16 protein-coding genes and 1 pseudogene are annotated in these 18,691 nt (G+C 74.2%); 4 read left to right on the top strand and 13 right to left on the bottom strand.

What is annotated here, in order from left to right:
- Positions 1-20 precede the first annotated feature (20 nt).
- From IPL61_24275 to IPL61_24300, 6 genes are all read right to left on the bottom strand, one after another.
- Positions 21-545: a TlpA family protein disulfide reductase gene (locus IPL61_24275; GenBank protein ID MBK9034344.1), complete on the bottom strand. Its 525-nt coding sequence runs from the start codon at positions 543-545 to the stop codon at positions 21-23.
- Complete coding sequence (locus tag IPL61_24280) at positions 542-2,209, bottom strand: 2,3-bisphosphoglycerate-independent phosphoglycerate mutase (protein MBK9034345.1); 1,668 nt, start codon at positions 2,207-2,209, stop codon at positions 542-544. The genes IPL61_24275 and IPL61_24280 overlap by 4 nt, the downstream gene beginning before the upstream one ends.
- A 290-nt stretch (positions 2,210-2,499) precedes the next feature.
- Positions 2,500-2,640 (bottom strand): hypothetical protein, encoded by a 141-nt coding sequence (locus IPL61_24285; protein MBK9034346.1) that lies wholly within the window; start codon positions 2,638-2,640, stop codon positions 2,500-2,502.
- Positions 2,641-2,846: 206 nt separating this feature from the next.
- Entirely contained in the window at positions 2,847-3,644 is a 798-nt protein-coding gene (locus tag IPL61_24290; protein ID MBK9034347.1) for a hypothetical protein, read from the bottom strand.
- Between the two features lie 144 nt (positions 3,645-3,788).
- Positions 3,789-4,334, bottom strand: a complete 546-nt coding sequence (locus tag IPL61_24295) for a hypothetical protein (protein ID MBK9034348.1) — start codon at positions 4,332-4,334, stop codon at positions 3,789-3,791.
- A 129-nt stretch (positions 4,335-4,463) separates the two neighbouring features.
- Positions 4,464-5,948, bottom strand: coding sequence for a winged helix-turn-helix domain-containing protein (locus tag IPL61_24300; protein ID MBK9034349.1), 1,485 nt, complete (start codon positions 5,946-5,948; stop codon positions 4,464-4,466).
- A 12-nt stretch (positions 5,949-5,960) separates the two neighbouring features.
- On the opposite strand from IPL61_24300, the gene IPL61_24305 reads away from it, so the two are divergent.
- The 3 genes from IPL61_24305 (at position 5,961) to pgl (ending at position 7,819) form a co-directional block, all read left to right on the top strand.
- Positions 5,961-6,278, top strand: a complete 318-nt coding sequence (locus IPL61_24305; protein MBK9034350.1) for a hypothetical protein — start codon at positions 5,961-5,963, stop codon at positions 6,276-6,278.
- Between the two features lie 166 nt (positions 6,279-6,444).
- The gene (locus IPL61_24310) at positions 6,445-6,894 is read left to right on the top strand and encodes a hypothetical protein (GenBank protein ID MBK9034351.1); all 450 of its coding nucleotides are present in this window, start codon (positions 6,445-6,447) and stop codon (positions 6,892-6,894) included.
- 238 nt (positions 6,895-7,132) lie between these two features.
- The gene (gene pgl / locus IPL61_24315) at positions 7,133-7,819 is read left to right on the top strand and encodes a 6-phosphogluconolactonase (protein MBK9034352.1); all 687 of its coding nucleotides are present in this window, start codon (positions 7,133-7,135) and stop codon (positions 7,817-7,819) included.
- 13 nt (positions 7,820-7,832) lie between these two features.
- On the opposite strand, the gene pgi is transcribed toward pgl, so the two are convergent.
- The gene (gene pgi, locus IPL61_24320) at positions 7,833-9,467 is read right to left on the bottom strand and encodes a glucose-6-phosphate isomerase (protein ID MBK9034353.1); all 1,635 of its coding nucleotides are present in this window, start codon (positions 9,465-9,467) and stop codon (positions 7,833-7,835) included.
- Positions 9,468-9,624: 157 nt separating this feature from the next.
- Here pgi and IPL61_24325 point away from each other — a divergent pair, with 157 nt between their 5' ends.
- A complete protein-coding gene (locus tag IPL61_24325; GenBank protein ID MBK9034354.1) occupies positions 9,625-10,080 on the top strand; it encodes a hypothetical protein in 456 nt (151 codons plus the stop codon).
- A gap of 3 nt (positions 10,081-10,083) precedes the next feature.
- On the opposite strand, the gene IPL61_24330 is transcribed toward IPL61_24325, so the two are convergent.
- From IPL61_24330 to IPL61_24355, 6 genes and pseudogenes are all read right to left on the bottom strand, one after another.
- Positions 10,084-10,575 carry an endonuclease V gene (locus IPL61_24330; GenBank protein ID MBK9034355.1) on the bottom strand — a complete coding sequence of 164 codons (492 nt, stop codon included), beginning with the start codon at positions 10,573-10,575 and terminating at the stop codon, positions 10,084-10,086.
- A 71-nt stretch (positions 10,576-10,646) separates the two neighbouring features.
- On the bottom strand, positions 10,647-12,044 hold the full coding sequence (locus tag IPL61_24335) for a hypothetical protein (protein MBK9034356.1): 1,398 nt from the start codon (positions 12,042-12,044) through the stop codon (positions 10,647-10,649).
- 121 nt (positions 12,045-12,165) lie between these two features.
- On the bottom strand, positions 12,166-12,930 hold the full coding sequence (locus IPL61_24340; protein ID MBK9034357.1) for a hypothetical protein: 765 nt from the start codon (positions 12,928-12,930) through the stop codon (positions 12,166-12,168).
- A 2,141-nt stretch (positions 12,931-15,071) separates the two neighbouring features.
- Positions 15,072-15,782 (bottom strand): annotated as a pseudogene (locus tag IPL61_24345) (DUF4157 domain-containing protein).
- A 67-nt stretch (positions 15,783-15,849) separates the two neighbouring features.
- The gene (locus IPL61_24350) at positions 15,850-17,757 is read right to left on the bottom strand and encodes a hypothetical protein (protein ID MBK9034358.1); all 1,908 of its coding nucleotides are present in this window, start codon (positions 17,755-17,757) and stop codon (positions 15,850-15,852) included.
- Complete coding sequence (locus IPL61_24355; protein MBK9034359.1) at positions 17,754-18,470, bottom strand: glycosyltransferase family 2 protein; 717 nt, start codon at positions 18,468-18,470, stop codon at positions 17,754-17,756. The genes IPL61_24350 and IPL61_24355 overlap by 4 nt, the downstream gene beginning before the upstream one ends.
- Positions 18,471-18,691 lie beyond the last annotated feature (221 nt).

Genomic DNA, 18,691 nt, shown 5'->3' on the forward strand with positions numbered 1-18,691 from the left:
CCGTCCGAGCGGCACGCCCGCTACTTGAGCGCGGCGTCGAGCTTGGCCGTGAGGTCGGCCTCGCTCATCGGCCCGGCGTGCTTGGTCAGCAGCTTGCCGTGGCGATCGTAGATGAACGTCGTCGGCAGCGCCCGCGGGTAGGCGTAGGCCTCGAGCACCGGGCGGTCGGCGTGGATGACGGGGTAGGTCATCTCGTAGTCGCTCATGAAGTTGAGCAGCCCGGCGTCGTCGACCTGGTTGTCGTAGAGCACGCCGAGGAACTCGACGCCCTTGTCCTTGTAGGCCAGGTAGGTGCGTTTGAAGGCAGGGATCTCCTTCTTGCACGGGCCGCACCACGTCGCCCAGAAGTTCACGACCACGACCTTGTCGCTCAAGGCCTGGTGCTTGAGCGGGTGCTGGTTGATGTCGGTGTAGTCGACCGACGGCAGGCACTCGTCCGCGGTCGAGCACGACGCCTCGGCGGTGTTGCTCCGGCACGCGCTGGCCGCGAGCACGGCGGTGACGGCCGCAGCCAGGACGAGCAGGAGGGAGCGAGGACGGATCATGAGAACCTCACGAGCGAGGGCGCCAGGTCGGGCGGGACAGTGTAGCCGAGAAGCTCGAGGCAGGTCGCGGTGACGCTGGCGATGCCGGCCTCGGCCGCCCGCGCGGGATCGAGCTGGTAGCGGTCGCCGGCCCGGGGATCGTGGATCGCGAGCGGCACCGGCGCCAGGGTGTGGCTGGTCTTGGCGATCGGCACGCCGGTGTCGCGGTCGCGCACGATCACGCCGCCCTTGCCGCGCTGGAACATCTCGTCGGCGTTGCCGTGGTCGGCCGTGACCACCAGGACGCCGCCGAGCTGCTCGACCGCGCGCGTCAGCCGGGCCAGCTGCAGGTCGACGGCCTCGACCGCCATGACCGTCGCGTCGAAGTTGCCGGTGTGGCCGACCATGTCGCCGTTGGCGTAGTTGACGCGGGCGAAGCGGTGCCGGCCGGTGGCCAGCTCGGCGATCAGCCGATCGGTGACCTCGGCGGCCTTCATCCACGGCCGCTGCTCGAACGGCACCTGGTCCGACGGGATCTCGACGTAGGTCTCGGTCGCCTCGTCGAACATGCCGCTCTTGTTGCCGTTCCAGAAGTAGGTGACGTGGCCGTACTTCTGGGTCTCGCTGATGGCCAGCTGGGTGACGCCGGTGGCGGCCAGGAGCTGGCCCATCGTGCGCTCGATCGTCGGCGGCGCCACCAGGTAGTGCCGCGGTAGGTGCAGGTCGCCGTCGTACTCCATCATGCCGGCGTAGAGCACGTCGGGGTGGCGGACCCGATCGAACTTGGCGAACTCGGCGTCGTCGAACGCGCGCGTGATCTCGATCGCGCGATCGCCGCGGAAGTTGAACAGCACGACGGCGTCGCCGTCGACGATCGGCGCCACCGGGCCCTGGTCGTCGGCGACGACGAACGGCGGCAGATCTTGATCGATGATGCCGGGCGTGGCGTCGCGGGCCGCGGCGATCGCGGCGGCGGCGCTGGCGAACCGGGGCCCGTCGGCCAGGACGTGGACGCGCCAGCCGCGCTCGACGATGCGCCAGTCGGCCTCGTAGCGATCCATGGTCGTGACCATGCGGCCGCCGCCCGAGGCGATCCGCGCGTCGACGCCGCCGGCGCGCAGCCGGCCCAGCACCGCCTCGAGCCGGTCGACGTAGGTCAGCGCCGAGGTCGGGGCGACGTCGCGGCCGTCGAGCAGCACGTGCACGTACAGCTTGCGCACGCCGCTGGCGGCGGCGCGCTCGAGCAGCGCCTCGAGGTGATCCTGGTGCGCATGGACGTTGCCGTCGGACAGCAGCCCGAGCAGGTGCAGCGCCGAGCCGCGGGACAGGCACCGGTCGATGATCGCGCGCCAGGTCGCGCCGTCGAAGAGCGCGCCCGACGCCAGCGCCCGGCCGACCAGGAGCGCGCCCTGGGCGTGGACCACGCCGGCGCCCAGCGCGTTGTGGCCGACCTCGCTGTTGCCCATGTCGTCGTCGCTGGGCAGGCCGACCGCGGTGCCGTGGGCCTTGAGCGCCACGAACCGGCCCGGCACCAGCAGCCGGTCGAGCGTCGGCGTGCGCGCCAGCTTGACCGCGTCGGCGGCGTCGCCCCGACCGAGGCCGACCCCGTCGAGGATCGCCAGCACGACCGGGCCCGGCGGGCCGGCCCAGGTCGGATGACGGCGGAGGATCAGATCGGGCGACATCGAGGGGAAGCTAGCACGCACCCGCGCGCACGAGCCCTGAGATTACTACATCGGTAGTAGAGGCGCCAGCCCGGGCTGCGCGCCCGACCATCGCCGCGTGCGCACCCGTGATGACCCGCGCGCTGCGCCGGCCGCGCGCTCGCGGCGTCGCGTCCTGGCCGGGTGACACCTGCGCGCCGTCGCCGCCGCGCCTCGACCTCGCGCCACAGCCTGCGCGGCTCGGGATCACCTCAGGCGATCAGCGGCTCGCCGGCCGCGCGCCCGCATGCCGCGCGTCCGAGACCCCGGCGTCAGCGGCTCGCCGGCCGCGCGTCCGCGCGCGGGGCGCGATCGTTGGCCTCGACCGGCTGCCACTGTTGCTTGCGGCGCTGCTCACGGTTCGCGAGCGCCGAGTGAATGATCACGATCGTGGTCCCGACCGAGAACTCCACGACCGCAGCTGGCAACTTCCATAGACGCACCATGAGCATCTCCCCCGAGTCACCTTGCGCGCGCACCGAGCCGCGCTCAAGCGCGACTCGTCGGCGATCGACCTCGATGGTTCAGCTTTTCACGCCCAGCGCACCGACGACGCCGCGGGTCGAGCCACACGCGTCGCTCACACCGACGACGGCGCGTGCGGAGGCTCACACGTCGCTCACACGCCGAGCGCGCCGCCGGCCAGGGCCGCGCCGGCGACGACGGTCGACGACCACTGCCACCGCCGGACCCAGCGGGCGCGACTCCACGGGCTGGTGTCGAGGAGGATGCGCGTGCCGGACACCGGCCACGCCGCCAGGCGCCAGCCGTACTCGAGCACCGACGCGACCAGCGCCAGCGCGATCAGCGCGCCGGACGAAGCGACGTGGACCGCGGCCAGCGCCTGACCGATCGGCCCGGCGTGCTGGCGCTCGACCAGCGACAGCACGATCGCGGCCAGGTAGAACGCGGCGGCGGCCAGCGGGTGCGCGAACGCGCGCAGCGGCGCCCGACGCGGGTCCACCTCGCGCAGCGGCTCGACGACGACGGCGATCAGGCACAGCGCGGTCGCGATCACCGCGAGCCGCATCGCGCCGCCCAGCCGCAGCGCGTCGAGCAGGAACACCATCGCGCCGCCCAGCATCAGCGCGTTGGCGACCAGCGAGCCGATCCAGCCGGCCCAGGTGCGCGGCGCGCTGCGGCCGCGGCGGCGGAACGCGGCCAGCACCTCCGAGATGAACGGACGCCGGCGCTCGTTGCCGCGCAGCGCCTCCGTGGCGGTGCCGGCGACCAGCACCGCCGCCAGGCACAGCCCACCGCCGATCGCGCGCAGCCAGTGACGCCCTGGCGACGCCGGCGCCGGCGCGGTCGCCATCAGCAGCGCCGCGCCCAGGATCGCCGCGATCAGCAGCGCGCCCAGCAGGACGCGCTCGGCGGCCGACGTGCCCCGGAGCCTGGTCGACGACTGCTCGGCCAAGCGCCCACATTACTACTGCGCCCGCCGGGGACCGCCCGGATGGGACCGGATCTACCGCGCCGACCAGCTGATCCCGACGGCCGATTCACAAACGATCGTGTCGTGTTAGGCCTACAGATCGGCCCCCGTGCGAGCTGCGGCAGGTCAGTCCTCGGCGACGGGTGCCTGGAGATCGAGGGTCGCGATGCCGATCGGATCGGGGCCGCCGAACAGCTCGGCCACGGCGAGGCGATCCGAGGCGGGGCCGGCGTACTCGGCGCGCGCGGTCTGTTCGACCAGCGCGGCGCTGATGGGGAGCGCGCCGAGCCCGGTGAACTGCTCGACGCACGACAGGAACCGTCCGTCGGAGGTGCACGTGCCCGTGCCGACGGCGCCGGTGAGCGTGACGATCGTCGCGCCGGGCTCGATCGGTCCGCTTAGATCGATGCGCACGTCGCCGCCGACCAGCCCGACCGGCAGGTCGTAGTGCAGCGTGGCGACGCCATCGAGCACCGTCCAGTCCAGGTGGTCGATCGTGAACGTGGCGGCGGCCGCGAGCTCGTCGGGGACGGGCACGCTGTAGGCGCCGCGGAAGGCGCCGGACGTGGCGGGCAGCGGTCGGTCGGTCGGGGCGCCGGTGGGCGCATCGGTGGCGCAGCCCGCGAGGAGAGCACAGGCGACGAACGAGACGACGACGATCCGCTTCAGCACGGACGGATGCATAGCAACCGGCGTGCCACGCCCCTGTGCGCCCTTCTCGGTGGACGCGGTGGCGGTCCAGCCTGGCGGTGGCGCCGCGCGACGCCACCGGTTCACGATCACTGCGCAAGAAGCGGACGATCATGCCTCGGGGCGGAGCCGGTAGGACGTAGCGCGCGCGAAGCCCACGCGCTCGACGCGACGCTGGCCGACCAGCGTGCGCAGCGCGCGCAGCGCCGTGCTGGGCGACAGCTCGAGGGCGCGCGCGACCTCCGGCACGGTCGCCCGCGCGTGCTCGGTCAGGTACTGCAGCACCCGCTGCGGCGGCTCGGCGACCGGCGCCGCCGTCACCGGCGCGGGCGCGAGGTGTGAGCGCAGCGATGGGATCTCGCCCTCGTCCCACAGCGGCGCGACGTCGAGCGGCGGCGGCTCGGCGCCGCTGACGAGGTGCACCGGCACCGTCGTACGGTAGCCATCGTCGCCGACCTCGATCCAGCGCCCGTGCGGCTGCAGGAACGTGCGCAGGCGGTGGATCGTCGTGCGCACCGGCGGATCGTGCAGCTCGGGGTGGTACGCGCGCAGGCCCCAGAGCCCGGCGACGATGCGCTCCTTCGTGGCCGCGCCGCTGGCCAGGATGCGCAGCAGCGCCGGGCACCAGCGCGGCGGTCGGTGGCGCACGATCACGTCGCCGTGATCCTCGAGCAGCACCAGGTCCTCGGACGGGATCAGGATGATGCGGCGCCCTGGCGCCAGGCCGAGCAGCTCGGGCACCGCGCCCAGGAGCCCGAGCGCCAGCACGCGCGACAGCGCGGTCGCGTCGCGCTGGGCCACCGCGCGCAGCACCGGCGTCAGCGTGTCCTCGTCGAAGGCGTCGGCGGGGCGGGCCGCGTCGAACTGACCGAGCGCAGCCTTGGCGGCGAAGTGCTGGGTCGCGCGCCACAGCCCGCGCAGCTCGTCGAGGGCGCGCGTCACGCCGTCGTCGTCGCCGGCGGCGCGGGCGACCAGGATCTCGAACGCGAGCAGCTCACACCGGAACGCGACGTCGCGCGGCTCGATCAGCCCCCGGGCCTGCGCGACCAGCGCCGCGCACGCCGCCGGCCCCGCCTGCCAGCGCGTCACCCATAGCCGCGCCAGCAGCGCCACGACCCGGCCGCGCCGCGTGTCGCCGCGGAGCGCGTCGCGGTCGGCGTCCGCGAGGGCCGCGACCGCCTCGGAGCGACGCCCGCGCAGCGCGCGCTGCACCGCGGCCTCGACCAGCAGCACGCGCCGCGAGTACGAGTCGTGGGCGCGCCGCCGCAAGAGCGCCTCGACCCGCGCCAGGGCCTCGACCTCGGGCACGAACCGCGCGGCGTAGGTGGCGATCGACGTGTCGACGGCGAACGCGTTGTTGGTCAGCCCGAGCCGCTGCGCCTGGCGGTTGGCCTGCTCGAGCAGCGCGATGCCGCGCTGGAGCTGGCCGAGCTGCACCAGCGCGTGGCCGCGCATGTCGGTGCCGAGCATCGCGACGTACCGGAACTTCGCCTCGTGGGCGGCCTGCAGGGCCCGCAGCGCGTGGCGCGCGGCGCCGGCGTAGCGCCCGGTGAAGTAGCACTGGCAGGCCAGGCCCTGGAACACCAGCGCGCGCACCCACGGATCGGCGTGGTGCCGCGCGCGCGCGCCGGCGGTGACCAGCAGCGGCGCCGAGCGATCGAAGTAGCCGGCCCGCGCGAGCGCCAGGCCCAGGAAGAAGCGGCCGGCGATCAGCGTCCGCGCGTCGGGCGCGGCGCCGGCCCGCCCGTGCCAGGCGTCGAACAGCGCCTGGGCCTCGTCGACGCGATCGACGAACGTCAGCGCGCCGACGACGAAGGCGAGGTCGTCGGTCGCGACGTCGGCCCCCTGATCGTAGGTCGCCGCGATGACCTCGGCGTAGCGCCCGGCGTAGAAGCTCCGGGCCAGGTCGGTGTTGCTGTGATCTGACGTGACGCGATTATATATCCGGATTTATTATAATTTTCAAATATCACGTCACTTTTCTAGCTCATCGTAAGCGGTCGAAACTCGTGGGATCGGCGGCGAGCCATTACACCTGTCTTCACGCACCGGTCATCACGTCCGGCGCACACCGAACGAAAGAAGACACCCCATGTTCACCACCGCTCGCCTGTCGCTCCTCCTCGCCACCCTCGCCTTCACCACCGCGGGCTGTGCGCTCGACCAGACGTCGTCGACCGACCGCGCGATCATCGAGACGCCGTGCGCCGATGGCACCGAGTGCCCGGCAGGCTTCGAGTGCGAGATCGAGGTCGAGCACGGCGTCACCACCAGCTACTGCCAGGCCGACGACGACTCCGACGGCGCCTGCCCGGCCGGCTACGAGGCCGAGATCGAGCATGGCCAGCTGTACTGCCAGCCCCACGGCGGCGGCGGCGGCGGCAGCGGCAGCGGTGGTGGTGACGACGACGGCGGCACCGGCGCCGGCACCGCGGGGGCCGCGTGCACCACCGACGCTGACTGCGCCGCCGGCCTCGAGTGCGAGGTCGAGGTCGAGCACGGCCAGACCGTGTCGACCTGCCAGCCGCACGGCGGCGTCTGAGTCATCGACCGTGATGGCGTCGAGCACCACGGTGCGCATGATCACCGCGCTCGGTCGGGCGCTCAACCGGCCCGCGCCGCCGATCTCCGTCGAGCGCGGGACCTCGCCGTCGACGCCCGCCACCGACCGCGCGACACGGCCGCTCCGCGCGCTGGGTCGCTCGCAAAGGTCGCCGCCGGGCCGGTGACCCGCGGTGGTAGCATCGCCGCCAGATGATCGAGCGCCCGGTCGAGCCGGCATGACCGCGACCCGCTGGCACGAGGTCGCCGAGGTCGGCGCGCTGCACCGCGCGGCGCGCGATCGGATCGTCGCCGCCGCGACCGAGGCCATCGCGGCCCGCGGCTGCTTCCGGATCGTGCTGGCCGGCGGCGGCACCCCGCGCGGCGCCTACCGCCTGGTGCGCGCCGCGCCGATGGCGTGGGCCGCGTGGCACGTGTACTTCGGTGACGAGCGCTGCCTGCCGCCGGGGCACGCCGAGCGCAACGATCACGCCGCCGCCGAGGCCTGGCTCGATCACGTCGAGATCCCGCCGGCGCAGGTGCACGCGATCGCCGCCGAGCGCGGGCCCGAGGTCGCCGCCGCGGCCTACGCCGCGACGCTGGCCGACGTCGAGGAGTTCGATCTGGTGCTGCTCGGCCTCGGCGAGGACGGCCACACCGCGAGCCTGTTCCCGGGCCACGCGTGGGACGGCGCCGACGCGATCGCGATCGTCGACGCGCCCAAGCCGCCGCCGGCCCGGGTGTCGATGAGCGCCGCGCGCCTGAGCCGGGCGCGCGCGGTGCTGGTCCTGGTCGACGGCGTCAGCAAGCTCGACGCGGTCGCGCGCTGGCAGGCCGGCGCCGACCTGCCGATCCGGGCGATCCAGCCAGCCGCCGGCGTCGACGTGCTGATCACCGCGATGCCGTCGGCGCGCTCGGCGGATTGATCGCGGCGCCGCGCTACCGGCGCCAGGCGCGGTAGCGGCGGATCAGCGCGTTGGTCGAGCTGTCGTGCGTGAGCGCCGGCTCGTCGACGCTGGTCACCTCGGCGGCGGTGCGCCTGGCCAGGGCCTTGCCCAGCTCGACGCCCCACTGATCGAACGAGTCGAGCGACCAGATCACGCCCTGGACGAACACCAGGTGCTCGTACAGCGCCACCAGCGCGCCGAGCACGTGCGGCGTGAGCTGCTCGGCCAGGATCGTCGTCGAGGGGCGGTTGCCGGGGAAGACCCGGTGCGGCACCAGCGCCGGCGCGGTGCCCTCGGCCACGACCTCGTCGACGGTCTTGCCGAACGCCAGCGCCTCGCTCTGCGCGAGCAGGTTGGCCATCAGCAGATCGTGCTGGTCGCCGAGCGGGTTGAGCGTGCGGCCGAAGCCGATGAAGTCGCACGGGACCAGGCGCGTGCCCTGGTGGATGAGCTGGTAGAACGAGTGCTGGCCGTTGGTGCCGGGCTCGCCCCAGTAGATCGGCCCGGTCGGGTAGTCGACCTCGGCGCCGTCGACGGTCACGCGCTTGCCGTTGCTCTCCATCGTCAGCTGCTGCAGGTAGGCCGGGAACCGCGCCAGGTACTGGTCGTAGGGCAGGACCGCCACGGTCTCGGCGCCGAGGAACGACGTGTTCCAGAGCCCGATCAGCGCGAGCAGCACCGGCAGGTTCTGGGCCAGCGGCGCGGCGCGGACGTGCTCGTCCATCGCGCGCGAGCCGGCCAGCAGGTCGCGGAAGTGCGCGGGGCCGATCGCGATCATCGTCGACAGGCCGATCGCCGACTCCATCGAGTAACGCCCGCCGACCCAGTCCCAGAAGCCGAACATGTTGGCGGGGTCGATGCCGAACGCGGCGACCGCGGCGGCGTTGGTCGAGACCGCGACGAAGTGCCGGGCGATCGCGGCCTCGTCGTCGAGGGTGCGCAGGCACCAGGCCCGCGCCGCCCGGGCGTTGGCCAGCGTCTCCTGGGTCGTGAACGTCTTCGAGCACACGATGAACAGCGTCTCGGCCGGATCGAGGCCGCGCACCGCCTCGACGAAGTCGGTGCCGTCGACGTTGGACACGAACCGGACGGTCAGCTCTGGCTGCGCGTAGTGGCGCAGCGCCTGGTACGCCATCACCGGCCCGAGATCCGAGCCGCCGATGCCGATGTTGACGATCGCCCGGAGCGGCCGCCCGGTGTGGCCGGTCCAGGCGCCGCCGCGGACCCGCTCCGCGAAGGCGGTCATGCGCGCGAGCACCGCGTGGACGTCGGGCACGACGTCGTGGCCGTCGACGACGATCGCCTCGGTCGCCGGCGCCCGCAGCGCGACGTGCAGGACCGCGCGGCCCTCGGTGACGTTGATCTTGGCGCCGGCGAACATCGCCTCGAGCCGCGCGCGCACGCCGGCGACCTCGGCCAGCGCGACCAGCAAGCCCAGGGTCTCGTCGGTGACGCGCTGCTTCGAGTAGTCGGCGTAGAGGCCGGCGGCCTCGGCCGTGAGGCGCTCGCCGCGCGCGGGATCGTCGGCGAACAGGTCGCGCAGGTGGCGCGGCGCCAGGGCGGCGGCGTGGGCGCGCAGCGCCTGCCACTCGGGGCGCTCGGTCAGGCGAGGAGGGAGCTGGGACATGGCGTCATCGTGCCCGATGTCACGCGGCGTGACAGCGCGCCGGCCGTCGAACCTGCCGCGTCGAGCCTCGCGCGGCGACCGCGTCCGATCGTGACGGCGGCCACGGTGCCCTCGGCTGATCGCGCCGCGCGCCTCCTGGCGCGGCTATCGTCGGGCCATGGTCCGTCGTGCGGTCGCCGGTCTGGTGTTGAGCTCCGTGTTCGCGTGCGGCGGTGGCGGCGGTGGGCCCGCCGCCGGAGATGCCCCGCCGTCGTTGCTGGAGCAGTGCGAGGCGGTCGATCGCGCGTTCGAGCAGCTGATCGCCGCGGCCGACCACGCCTGCGCCGGCGCGGCCGACTGCACGATCGTCGGCGCGACCGCCAGGTGCGGCTGCGACGCGTGGCTCGGCGACCGGTGCGAGGGCGATCCCATCAGCGTGGCCGGGCGCGCCGCGATCGAGACCCAGCTGGCGGGCTACCGCGCCGAGTGGGACCAGCTCGGCTGCGCCCGCGCGCCCGACGTGCCCCGGGTCTGCGACTGTGGGCCGGCGATCATCGACTGCGTCGCCGACCGGTGCGTCGTGGTGAACGCGGTCTCGTGCTTCATCGACGCCGGCGTCGTCGGCGCGCCGTGACCGTCAGCGATGGCCGCGCGCGAGCGAGTCGGCGCGCTTGATCAGCGTCGGCAGGCGGAACGGCCCGTGCATCGCGGCGAGCTGGGCCGCGGCGACCGCCGGCTCGACGCCGATCGCGGTGACGTGCAGCGGCCGGGCGCTGCCGCCGCGCACGACCGGCAGCGCGGGCGCGCCGACGAACGCCGACTTGGCGACGCCGATCACCGGCACGCCGAAGCGGTGGTGGACGTGGACCCCGAGCCCGCCTCGATCGGGCCCGAGCCAGACGTGGCCGTCGATGACGATCGTCGTCACCGGCGCCGGCGCGCGCGCGATGATCGCCGCCAGGTACGGCAGCTCGCGCTGGTAGAACGCGCCGGGCACGTACGGCGCCGGATCGGGCGGGTGTCGATCGACCAGCTCGCACGCCGCGGTGGCGTCGGGCCACGCGTGCCACCCGACCAGCGCGGCGGTCACCGCGGTCACGCCGTACTGCACGTCGACGCAGACGATCATCGCGGCGGCGATCGTAGCGCGGGAGTCCCTGCGATGCAGGAGAGCGCCTGGGTCGCGGCCTCCGCCCGCGGTCACGGCGGGTCGAGGACGAGCTCGCCGTCGCCGTCGGCGATCACCGTCGCGATCGGCAGCGTGACCGGCTCGCCGTCGACCTCCAGCTGGAGCGCCACCCGCAGCGCGCCCGGCGTCCACGGGATCGCCGCGCCGTCGCCGCGACCGACGCGGTCGGCGCCGCACGTCGTCGAGACCCACCCGGACAGCGCCGTCGCGGGGCCGGCCCCGACCGCGACGATCGCCGGCCGGCGCAGGCGGGCCGGGCGCAGGCATCGCACCTCGATCCGCAGGCCGCCGTCGGCGATGGTCAACGCGGCGACGATCCGTGGCCCCGCCCGGCGAGGCGGCAGCCGGCGACCGTCGTGGACCACGGCCAGGGCGTTGAGCGCGACGTCGTCGGTCTCGATCGCGAAGCGCCGGGCCAGCGCGCGGGTGACCTCGCGCCGGAGCACGCGGTTGATCGCCTGGTCCGCGGCCCGACCGCCGCTCCACCGCCATACCGACGCGGCCAGCTTGATCGCGGCGGCGCGCACCCGCGGCGCCGGGTCCTCGACCAGCCCGAGCACCGCGCGCACGGCCGCGATGTCCGCGAACAGCGCGCCGTCGCGCAGCGCCGCCAGGGCCTGGGCCCGGCGCGCGGCCCCCGCCGTCGGGCCGCGCGCGATCGCCAGCAGCGCCGGCGCCGGCGCCAGCGTGTCGAACCACGGCAGCCCCGAGCGATCCCGCGCGCGCGCGTCGAGCGCACCATCGAGATCCCCGACGGCGGCCAGGCCGGTCGCGACCCGCGCGGCGACCTCGTCCCGGTAGAAGCCCCGGGTCGCCTGGCTGACGCCGGCCGGCGCCAGCAGCGCGAGCGCCGCGGCGCGCCGCCGCGCCGGGTCGGCGATCGCCAGGGCCGCGATCACGCCGTCGGCGCGCTCGACCGCGGTCGCCAGCTCACGGTCGAAGGTCGCGCGATCGATGGGCGCGACGTCGCCGCGCCACGGATCGGTCGGGTCGTGGCCCTGGGCCACCATCGTGAAGCCGCCAGGGTTGCTCCACTGCTCGAACCGGAACACCTCGTCGCGCGCGGTGACCCGCAGCCCCGACGACGTCAGGTCCCAGCCGCCCGCGTCGGTGCGGCGCAGGAACGCCACCACCTCGGCGTCGACCGCGCGTCCCGCGGTCGCGTAGAGCCCGTCGTCGAGGACCAGGTCGGCGCCCACCGCGATCGCGCCGCGCACGACCCGCGTGACGTGGTAGCTTGAGGACCGGTCGCTGGCCGGTCGGCGCGTCGCGACCACGATCGCGTCGCTGGTGAGCGCCAGGCCCGCCAGATCGTAGTGCGGCATCGGCGCGGCCCCCGCGTCGACCGCGCCGCCGACGACCACCAGCGCGCACACCGCGGACACCAGCACGGACCGGACGTCACCCATGCCGGTACCTGTCAGCGGGCCGCCGCGAGGTGTCGCGGGGTCGGCGCTGGTGCGAGCGCTGGGGCGAGCCCCGTCGTCGACGTGGGGCTACGGCCGCTCGGTCGATCGCGGCCGCGCGAGCCTACGGCCGTACCTGGCCGTTTCGGATCGCAACGGAGTACCGGCGGCCGGGCAGATCCAGGTAGGGGCACCCGGCGACGTCCGAGCGCAGGGTCATGGTGGCGTCGCCCGGCAGGATGTAGAGCAGCTTGCCGCGGGCGATCCACGGCGCCAGGTCGAAGTCGCACTCCTCGTCGAGCAGGAAGCGCGACGCCCAGCCCGCCGGGTTGCCATCTGTGTATGAGCCCCATGAGGCGTCACCCCAGTCGTTCAGCCCGTAGGTCTCCGCGATGATCGGATCGCCGTAGTAGAAGATGGGATACCCGGTGTGACGTCCGACCGGCAGCGACCACAGCACGGCGCGCATGCCCTCGCCCTCGAGGATCTGCGGCACCACGAACGGCACATCGGGGCCGGGCTCGACCGTGTAGTACGTCGACTCGACGGGCGCGACCGTCGTGAGCGCGCCGGTGAAGCAGAAGTAGTGGCGACAACGGCGTGGAGCCTCGTACCGGCGAACATTCCGATCGTAGCGCCACCAGAGCCCGTCGATCCCGGCGTCGTCGAATCGATCGATCGCCAGGTCCGTGCAAGACGGGCATCGACTCAGCGCGAGCTGCGGCAGGCCCGCCAAGTATTCGTCCCGCAGCGCGGCGGTTTCCCGATGGATCTCCGTCATGCGGCGCTTCTTCTCGGTGGAGTACGGCCCCACGGCGAGTCGCTCGAGCTCCTGATCGAGCGCACCGTGACGGACGAGCAACTCGGTCCGACGTTGTGGCGTGTCCATTGCTCCGCTCATTCTTCCGCTCCTTGCGAGACCCGCTCGTCGGGGCCAAAGTGCACGATGTCACCGTCGGTGCGGTGCGCATCGAGCATCCGTTGCCTCGCGGTCATGTCTGTCGGCGACGTCGGGCGCCAATCGACGAGCGGTCCGTGCTGCACCGACACCGGCGGCGCCGCCAGTTCCTCGAAGACCGCGGCATATCGCGCCGAGCCCTGCGAGATCGGGGTCCCGTCGAGCTCGGTGATCGAGAAGAGATCGTAGTCCCCGGTGAACGGCATCTCCTGGCCCTCGTCCCAGCCACGCACGACCCCACCCTCTACCGAGATCTCCTCCTTTGCCACCAGCCGCTGCACGACCGGAGCATACCGCTCGTACTCGGCCATGCGGTCGGCGTGGCGGCTCCGGATCTTCGCCGCCAGGGCCGGGTTCGAGGCCTCGATCGCGGCGAGGTCGGCCGGCAGCTTCCAGCCGTTCCAGTAGGCGACCTTGCCGAGGTGCTCGGGGCCCATGCCGAGGTGCAGGTCGACGTCGGTCACGGTCTTCATCTTCAGCGCCTCGGGCTTGGGCAACGCGCCGGCCTCGCGCCGCGCCGCGGCGTGTCGGTTCGTGGGGCGGAACGAGATGCGCACGCGGAACTCGGTCGCGATCGCCAGGACGCGCTCGACCGCGCCGCGGGTCATGCCGGCGCTCTTCATCGCCTTCGCCACCACCGGGCGGGGCGCGTCGGCCTCGGGGTGGATGGTCGGGACGCGCACCGCGGGGCTCTCGTCGTGCGTCCGCGGCGCCGCGGGCTCGTCGACGGGCTCGTCGACGCGGCGGCGCCCGGGGACCGACGCGGGCGCGGCGGAGGCGTCGGTCCCGCCGGCTGGCGCGGTCGAGCGTCCCGAGCCCGCGCCAGCTCCGGGCGCCGGCGCCTCGTCGACCGGTCCGGGTCCCAGCAGCTTGCGGCCGGCGGCCGGGTCGTCGCCGGGAGGCAGCGCGCGCGTGCCGCCGCCGCCGCCGCCGCGGGGAGGCGCCAGGTCGTCGTGGTGGGCGCGCCCGAAGCTGGCGAGGTCCATCAGGATCTGCAGGATCGTGAGCGGGACGTTCTCCTTGAGCCCGTCGACGTAGGCGCGCAGGCCGCCGGCCTCGCCGATGCCGATGGCGGTCGCGGTGACGAACTCGGCGAGCGCGATCGAGCTCATCGGGTGCGTGACCGCCCAGGCCGCCAGGCGGCTGGCGGTGAACTCGGCGCCGGCCATCGCGCCCAGCTCGGCCGCCAGCGGGACGAGCACGACCACCGCCGCCGCGACGCCGGCGACCTTGGCCGTCGTGATCGCCGCGCGGTCGGCCGCCTTCAGCTCCGACACGTCGACCGGCTCGCCGGTGCCCAGCTTGATCTCGAGCGCGCCGACCTCGAACTCGGTCACCAGCGGGTCGGCCGCGATCGTCGAGCCCAGGCGCAGCTTCACGACCCACGCGTCGATCGCGCCGCGCGCGCCGTCGAAGCGGTGATCGATCAGGTTGCGCGCGAACCCGAACTGCGTGCCGCGCTGGAGCACCTTGGGCCAGATCGCCCACAGCTGGTCCTGGACCGGCTCGAGCAGCGCGATCGCCCGCGCGGAGCTCGCCGCGTCGCCGCGCTCGGTCAGCGTGCGCGCGGCGAGCACCGCGGCCAGGAGGTCCCGGTAGGTCGCGACCTTGACGTCGCCAGCGCCCTTCGCCAGCCGCGCGCCCTCGTCGCGCGCGACCGAGCGCTCGCTGGCCTGGTACACGCGAAACCACCGCTCGAGCACACGCGCGCCCGGTCGCCCGGCGTTCACGTGCACCTCGGCCCGGTACCACGTCGCCTCCGGCGCCGTGACCCGCACCACCGGGCTCGTGCGATGGGTCGCCCGCCAGTCGCCGCCGGCGCTGTCGACCTTGGTGCCGTCGACGTGGAACAGGTTGCACCACACCGGCACCGCCGGCGCGCCCCGCGGCGGGGCCAGCGGCGACGCCACCTTGATCTCGACGTCCAGCGGTCGACCGCGCTGCATCCGCACCGGTCGGGGGCCCACCTGCACGTGCGCCGGCGCGAGCTGCTCCAGGAACGCGGCCTCGGGCCCCGTGCTCGGCTCGGCCGCGAGGTGCGCGCCGCCCTCGACCCGCCGCACGTCGCCCATCCCCGCGCGCTGCACCGCCACGCCGCCGCCGCCGCGCCCGACCGGGACCTGCGCCGCCACCGACTCGCCGCGCACCACCGCGTCGGCGATCGCGTCGGCCGCGCGCTCGTGCGCGTCGCCGGCCGCGCCGAACCCGCCGGGCAGCTGCAGCCCCGCGCGCTGCTGCAGCACGTGCGCGACCTCGTGCGCCGCGGTGTGCAGATCGGGCGCGCTCCCGAAGGCGATCCGATCGCCGGTGGCGTAGGCCCGCGCGTCGAGCGCCGCGCACGCGTCGGCCGCCGCGCCGCCGACGTGCGCCACGATGCCGCCGAGGTCGACGCCCATCGCGCGCTCGAGCTCGGCGCGGTACGGCAGCGCGGTCCCCGCGCCCTCGACCCCGCGCGCCGCGGCGAGGTGCAGGCCGAACGGATCGTCCGCCGGACCCGCCGCCTCGCTGCCCGCCGCCGCCGCCCCGCTCGCCTCCCCAGCCCCGCTTACCGCCCCGCTCGCCGCCGCCCCGGCCGCCTCGCCGCCCGCCGCCTCGCCGCCCGCCGCCTCGCCGCTCGCCGCCGCCGCCCCGCCCGCCGCCGCCCCGGCCTCCCGCCGCTGCACCAGCCCGAAGACCTGCGCCACCCGCGAGCCCTTGCCGGGCACGCCCGCCCGCCGCGGCTCGACGTCGTCACCGACCTCGAGCTCCGCGTCGAAGCTCGCCGCGGGGGCGAAGTCGAACATGCCCCCCTATCGGCCGTCTCCGCCCGCGGTTGCGGAGAATCGTCCGAAATCGACCGCGCGGCGGAGCTCAGTCGGCCTGGTACACGAACTCGAGCCGGTCGATGCCGACGCACGGCGGCCCGCCGGCGCAGCGGAACCGGAACCGCGACGGGCCGTGCGGGATGCTGCCGTCGGGCAGGTCGAAGCGGTAGACCTGCGGGCCGTCGAAGGTGACCGGCACCGACAGCCAGCGGCCGTTGGCCTCGAGCTCGAGCGCGGGCGGCTGGGCCCGGCCGGTGATCTTCAGGTGCACGTGCTCGCGCGCGAACAGCGGCACGATCAGCTCGGCCCCGGCCTCGGGGTACGCGTACTCGATCGTGTCGATCTTGGCGAACCTCCACGGGCCGAGGCAGTGGCGCTGGCACGCGCCCGGCGACAGCCGGAAGCCGTCCTTCACCACCGTGCCGGGCACGCCCCAGTCGCGGTTGTTGACCCACAGGCGCTCGCCCCCGAAGACGACGTCGTGGCGCTCGATCGGCAGGTCGTGCTGCCACGCCCACAGCCAGTTGTGCGGCCACGCCGTCGGCGAGCCCCAGTCGCGATCGAACCGCCGGATCTCGCGCGTGAGGCTGTCGATGTAGACCTGGGACATGTCGTAGATGTCGTCGGTCAACGGGAACAGCCGGTAGTCGGAGATGCGCTGCGACAGGTCGAGGTTCACGCACACCATCGGCAAGATCGGGATGGCCAGCGCGACGCGGCGGACCACCGCCGGAAAGCGCGCGTGCAGCGCGCGCAGGCCGTCCACCAAGAACGCGGCGCCGACGATGTGCGCGACGGTGACGCCGGCCATGCGCCGCGCGCCGAAGCCCCAGAAGCCCCAGAAGTCCCAGGTCGAGCCGTTGACCCACACCTGCAGGAAGAACGCGACGGTCAGCCAGCCGGCGAGGTAGCGGCGCTCGGGCCCGCGCGCGAACAGGAGCCCGAGGATCGACAGGTACGCCAGCGGCGTCCACCGGAACAGGCCGTGCTTCGACGAGAACAGCACCTCCCACAGGTACGGCGCGCTCCACTGCATGAAGCCCTCTTGCGAGTACGGGCCGAACGGGTGGTGGAAGTAGCGCAGGAACACGATCGTCTGCGGCGCCGACACCAGCAGCATCGCGGCGAGCGCCGCGAGCGCGTAGCCGACCATGCGCGCGACCCCGCGGCCGTCCTGGCGTCGGGCCCGGCGCGCCAGCTCGATCAGGCCCTCGCCCAGCGGCAACGCGGCGATCGTCACGTCCTGCGCGCGCGCCAGGATCACGAACCCGAGCAGCGCGCCGAGGTACGCGTAGCGGCGCAGGTCGTGGCGGCCCCGGGTCGCGTCCCAGTAGTCGACCACCCACGCGACCGCCAGCGCCGACCACGCGTGGGCGTAGCCGCACTGGAACACCGACCAGAAGTAGAGCCCGGTGCCGAGGCCGACGAGCGACACCGCGAACAAGGCCGCGGTCTCGGACGCGTGTCGGCGGGCCAGCCGGTAGCCGATCAAGAGCGCGCCGAAGCCGGCCAGGAGCGCCGAGAAGAACGTCCAGCGCTGGTGGAACGCGTCGTACCCGTGCATCGGGATGTGCGCGCCGAACGCGTTCTCGACCTTGGCGACGCCGTGCGCGATCGCGAACGCCGGCAGCTCGAGCAGCGCCGAGCCGATCGGGTACAGGTAGTTCTTGCCGGTCGTGGTCGGCAAGGTCGCGGTGCCGAGCGGGTCGCCCCACTGCGCGAGCTGGTTGCCGAGCTCGAGGTCACCGTCGAAGAACAGCGACATCCGCTCGAGGTGGATGTAGTGGCCGTCGAGGCGCGCGAAGACCCGCTGGTACTGGCCGGTCGGCTGGACGTCGCCCTGGGTGTACGGCTGGACCGCCAGGAACTTCTTGACCCAGAACAGCAGGATCAGCGTGAAGACCACGCGCGGCCACGTGACCTGGCGCCGCACGCGCGCGCCCCAGCTCGTCATCGGCGCAGGCGCGGCGCGATGAAGCCGTGGTAGTAGGCGTAGGCCGTGGTGCCGAGCAGGCGCGAGCTGTAGCGCAGCACGCGCCGGCTCATGCCGCCGTGCTCGGGCGGGTACAGCACCGTCACCGGCACCTCGCGGATGCGGGCGCCGGCGGCGGCGGCCTGCACCAGCGACTCGGTGATGTAGTCGTAGTCGAAGGTCGGGGCCAGCGCGTCGATGACCAGGCGGTTCATGCAGCGGAACCCGCACGTGAGATCGCGCAGCGAGTGGCCCATCAGCGCGCTGACGCCGCGCGCGAACCCGGTCAGCGCGGTCTGCTTCCAGCCGGCCATGCCCTCGGGGCGGGCGCCGGCGAACCGCGAGCCGATCGCCAGGTCGCACGCGTCGGCGGCGACCGGCTCGAGCACCAGCGCGAGGTCGCTCGGCAGCACCTGGCCGTCCGAGTCCATGTGAGCCATCAGATCGAAGTCGCGCCCGCGGACCCACTCGACGCCGGTGCGGAACGCCGCGCCGACGCCACGGTTGTGCGGGTGGCTGACGACCTCGGCCCCGGCGGCCCGCGCCACCTCGGCGGTGCCGTCGCGCGAGCCGTCATCGATCACCAGCACGGTCGGCGGGCCGCACGACAGGTCGGTGAGCGCGCGCAGCTCGGCGACCAGCTCGCCGATGTGGGCGGCCTCGTTGAGGGCCGGCAGGATCACACACGCCTTCACGCGGCGCAGCATTCCCCAGGGGCCCGGCGGCCGTCAATCGACCCGGGCGGCCACGGTGACGGCGCCGACACTCCGCGGGCCGGCGGCCCCGAGCGCGCCGAGGCCGCCCGCTCGTTGCGTTTGGCAACGCCGCGCGCGCCGACGCTGTGCGGCAAGCGACCGTCACCGCTGGCGCGCGGGTCCGACCGTCCCGGAACGATCGTTGCAAAGGGCGATCGCTC

Source organism: Myxococcales bacterium (genome assembly GCA_016717005.1).
In the GTDB taxonomy this organism is placed as follows: Bacteria; Myxococcota_A; Polyangia; order Haliangiales; family Haliangiaceae; genus UBA2376.

Coding starts and splice junctions, on each gene's coding strand:
- IPL61_24275 (MBK9034344.1), bottom strand. CDS start 545: ATGATCCGTCCTCGCTCCCTCCTGCTCGTCCTGGCTGCGGCCGTCACC.
- IPL61_24280 (MBK9034345.1), bottom strand. CDS start 2,209: ATGTCGCCCGATCTGATCCTCCGCCGTCATCCGACCTGGGCCGGCCCG.
- IPL61_24310 (MBK9034351.1), top strand. CDS start 6,445: ATGTTCACCACCGCTCGCCTGTCGCTCCTCCTCGCCACCCTCGCCTTC.
- pgl (MBK9034352.1), top strand. CDS start 7,133: ATGACCGCGACCCGCTGGCACGAGGTCGCCGAGGTCGGCGCGCTGCAC.
- pgi (MBK9034353.1), bottom strand. CDS start 9,467: ATGTCCCAGCTCCCTCCTCGCCTGACCGAGCGCCCCGAGTGGCAGGCG.
- IPL61_24325 (MBK9034354.1), top strand. CDS start 9,625: ATGGTCCGTCGTGCGGTCGCCGGTCTGGTGTTGAGCTCCGTGTTCGCG.
- IPL61_24330 (MBK9034355.1), bottom strand. CDS start 10,575: ATGATCGTCTGCGTCGACGTGCAGTACGGCGTGACCGCGGTGACCGCC.
- IPL61_24335 (MBK9034356.1), bottom strand. CDS start 12,044: ATGGGTGACGTCCGGTCCGTGCTGGTGTCCGCGGTGTGCGCGCTGGTG.
- IPL61_24340 (MBK9034357.1), bottom strand. CDS start 12,930: ATGGACACGCCACAACGTCGGACCGAGTTGCTCGTCCGTCACGGTGCG.
- IPL61_24350 (MBK9034358.1), bottom strand. CDS start 17,757: ATGACGAGCTGGGGCGCGCGCGTGCGGCGCCAGGTCACGTGGCCGCGC.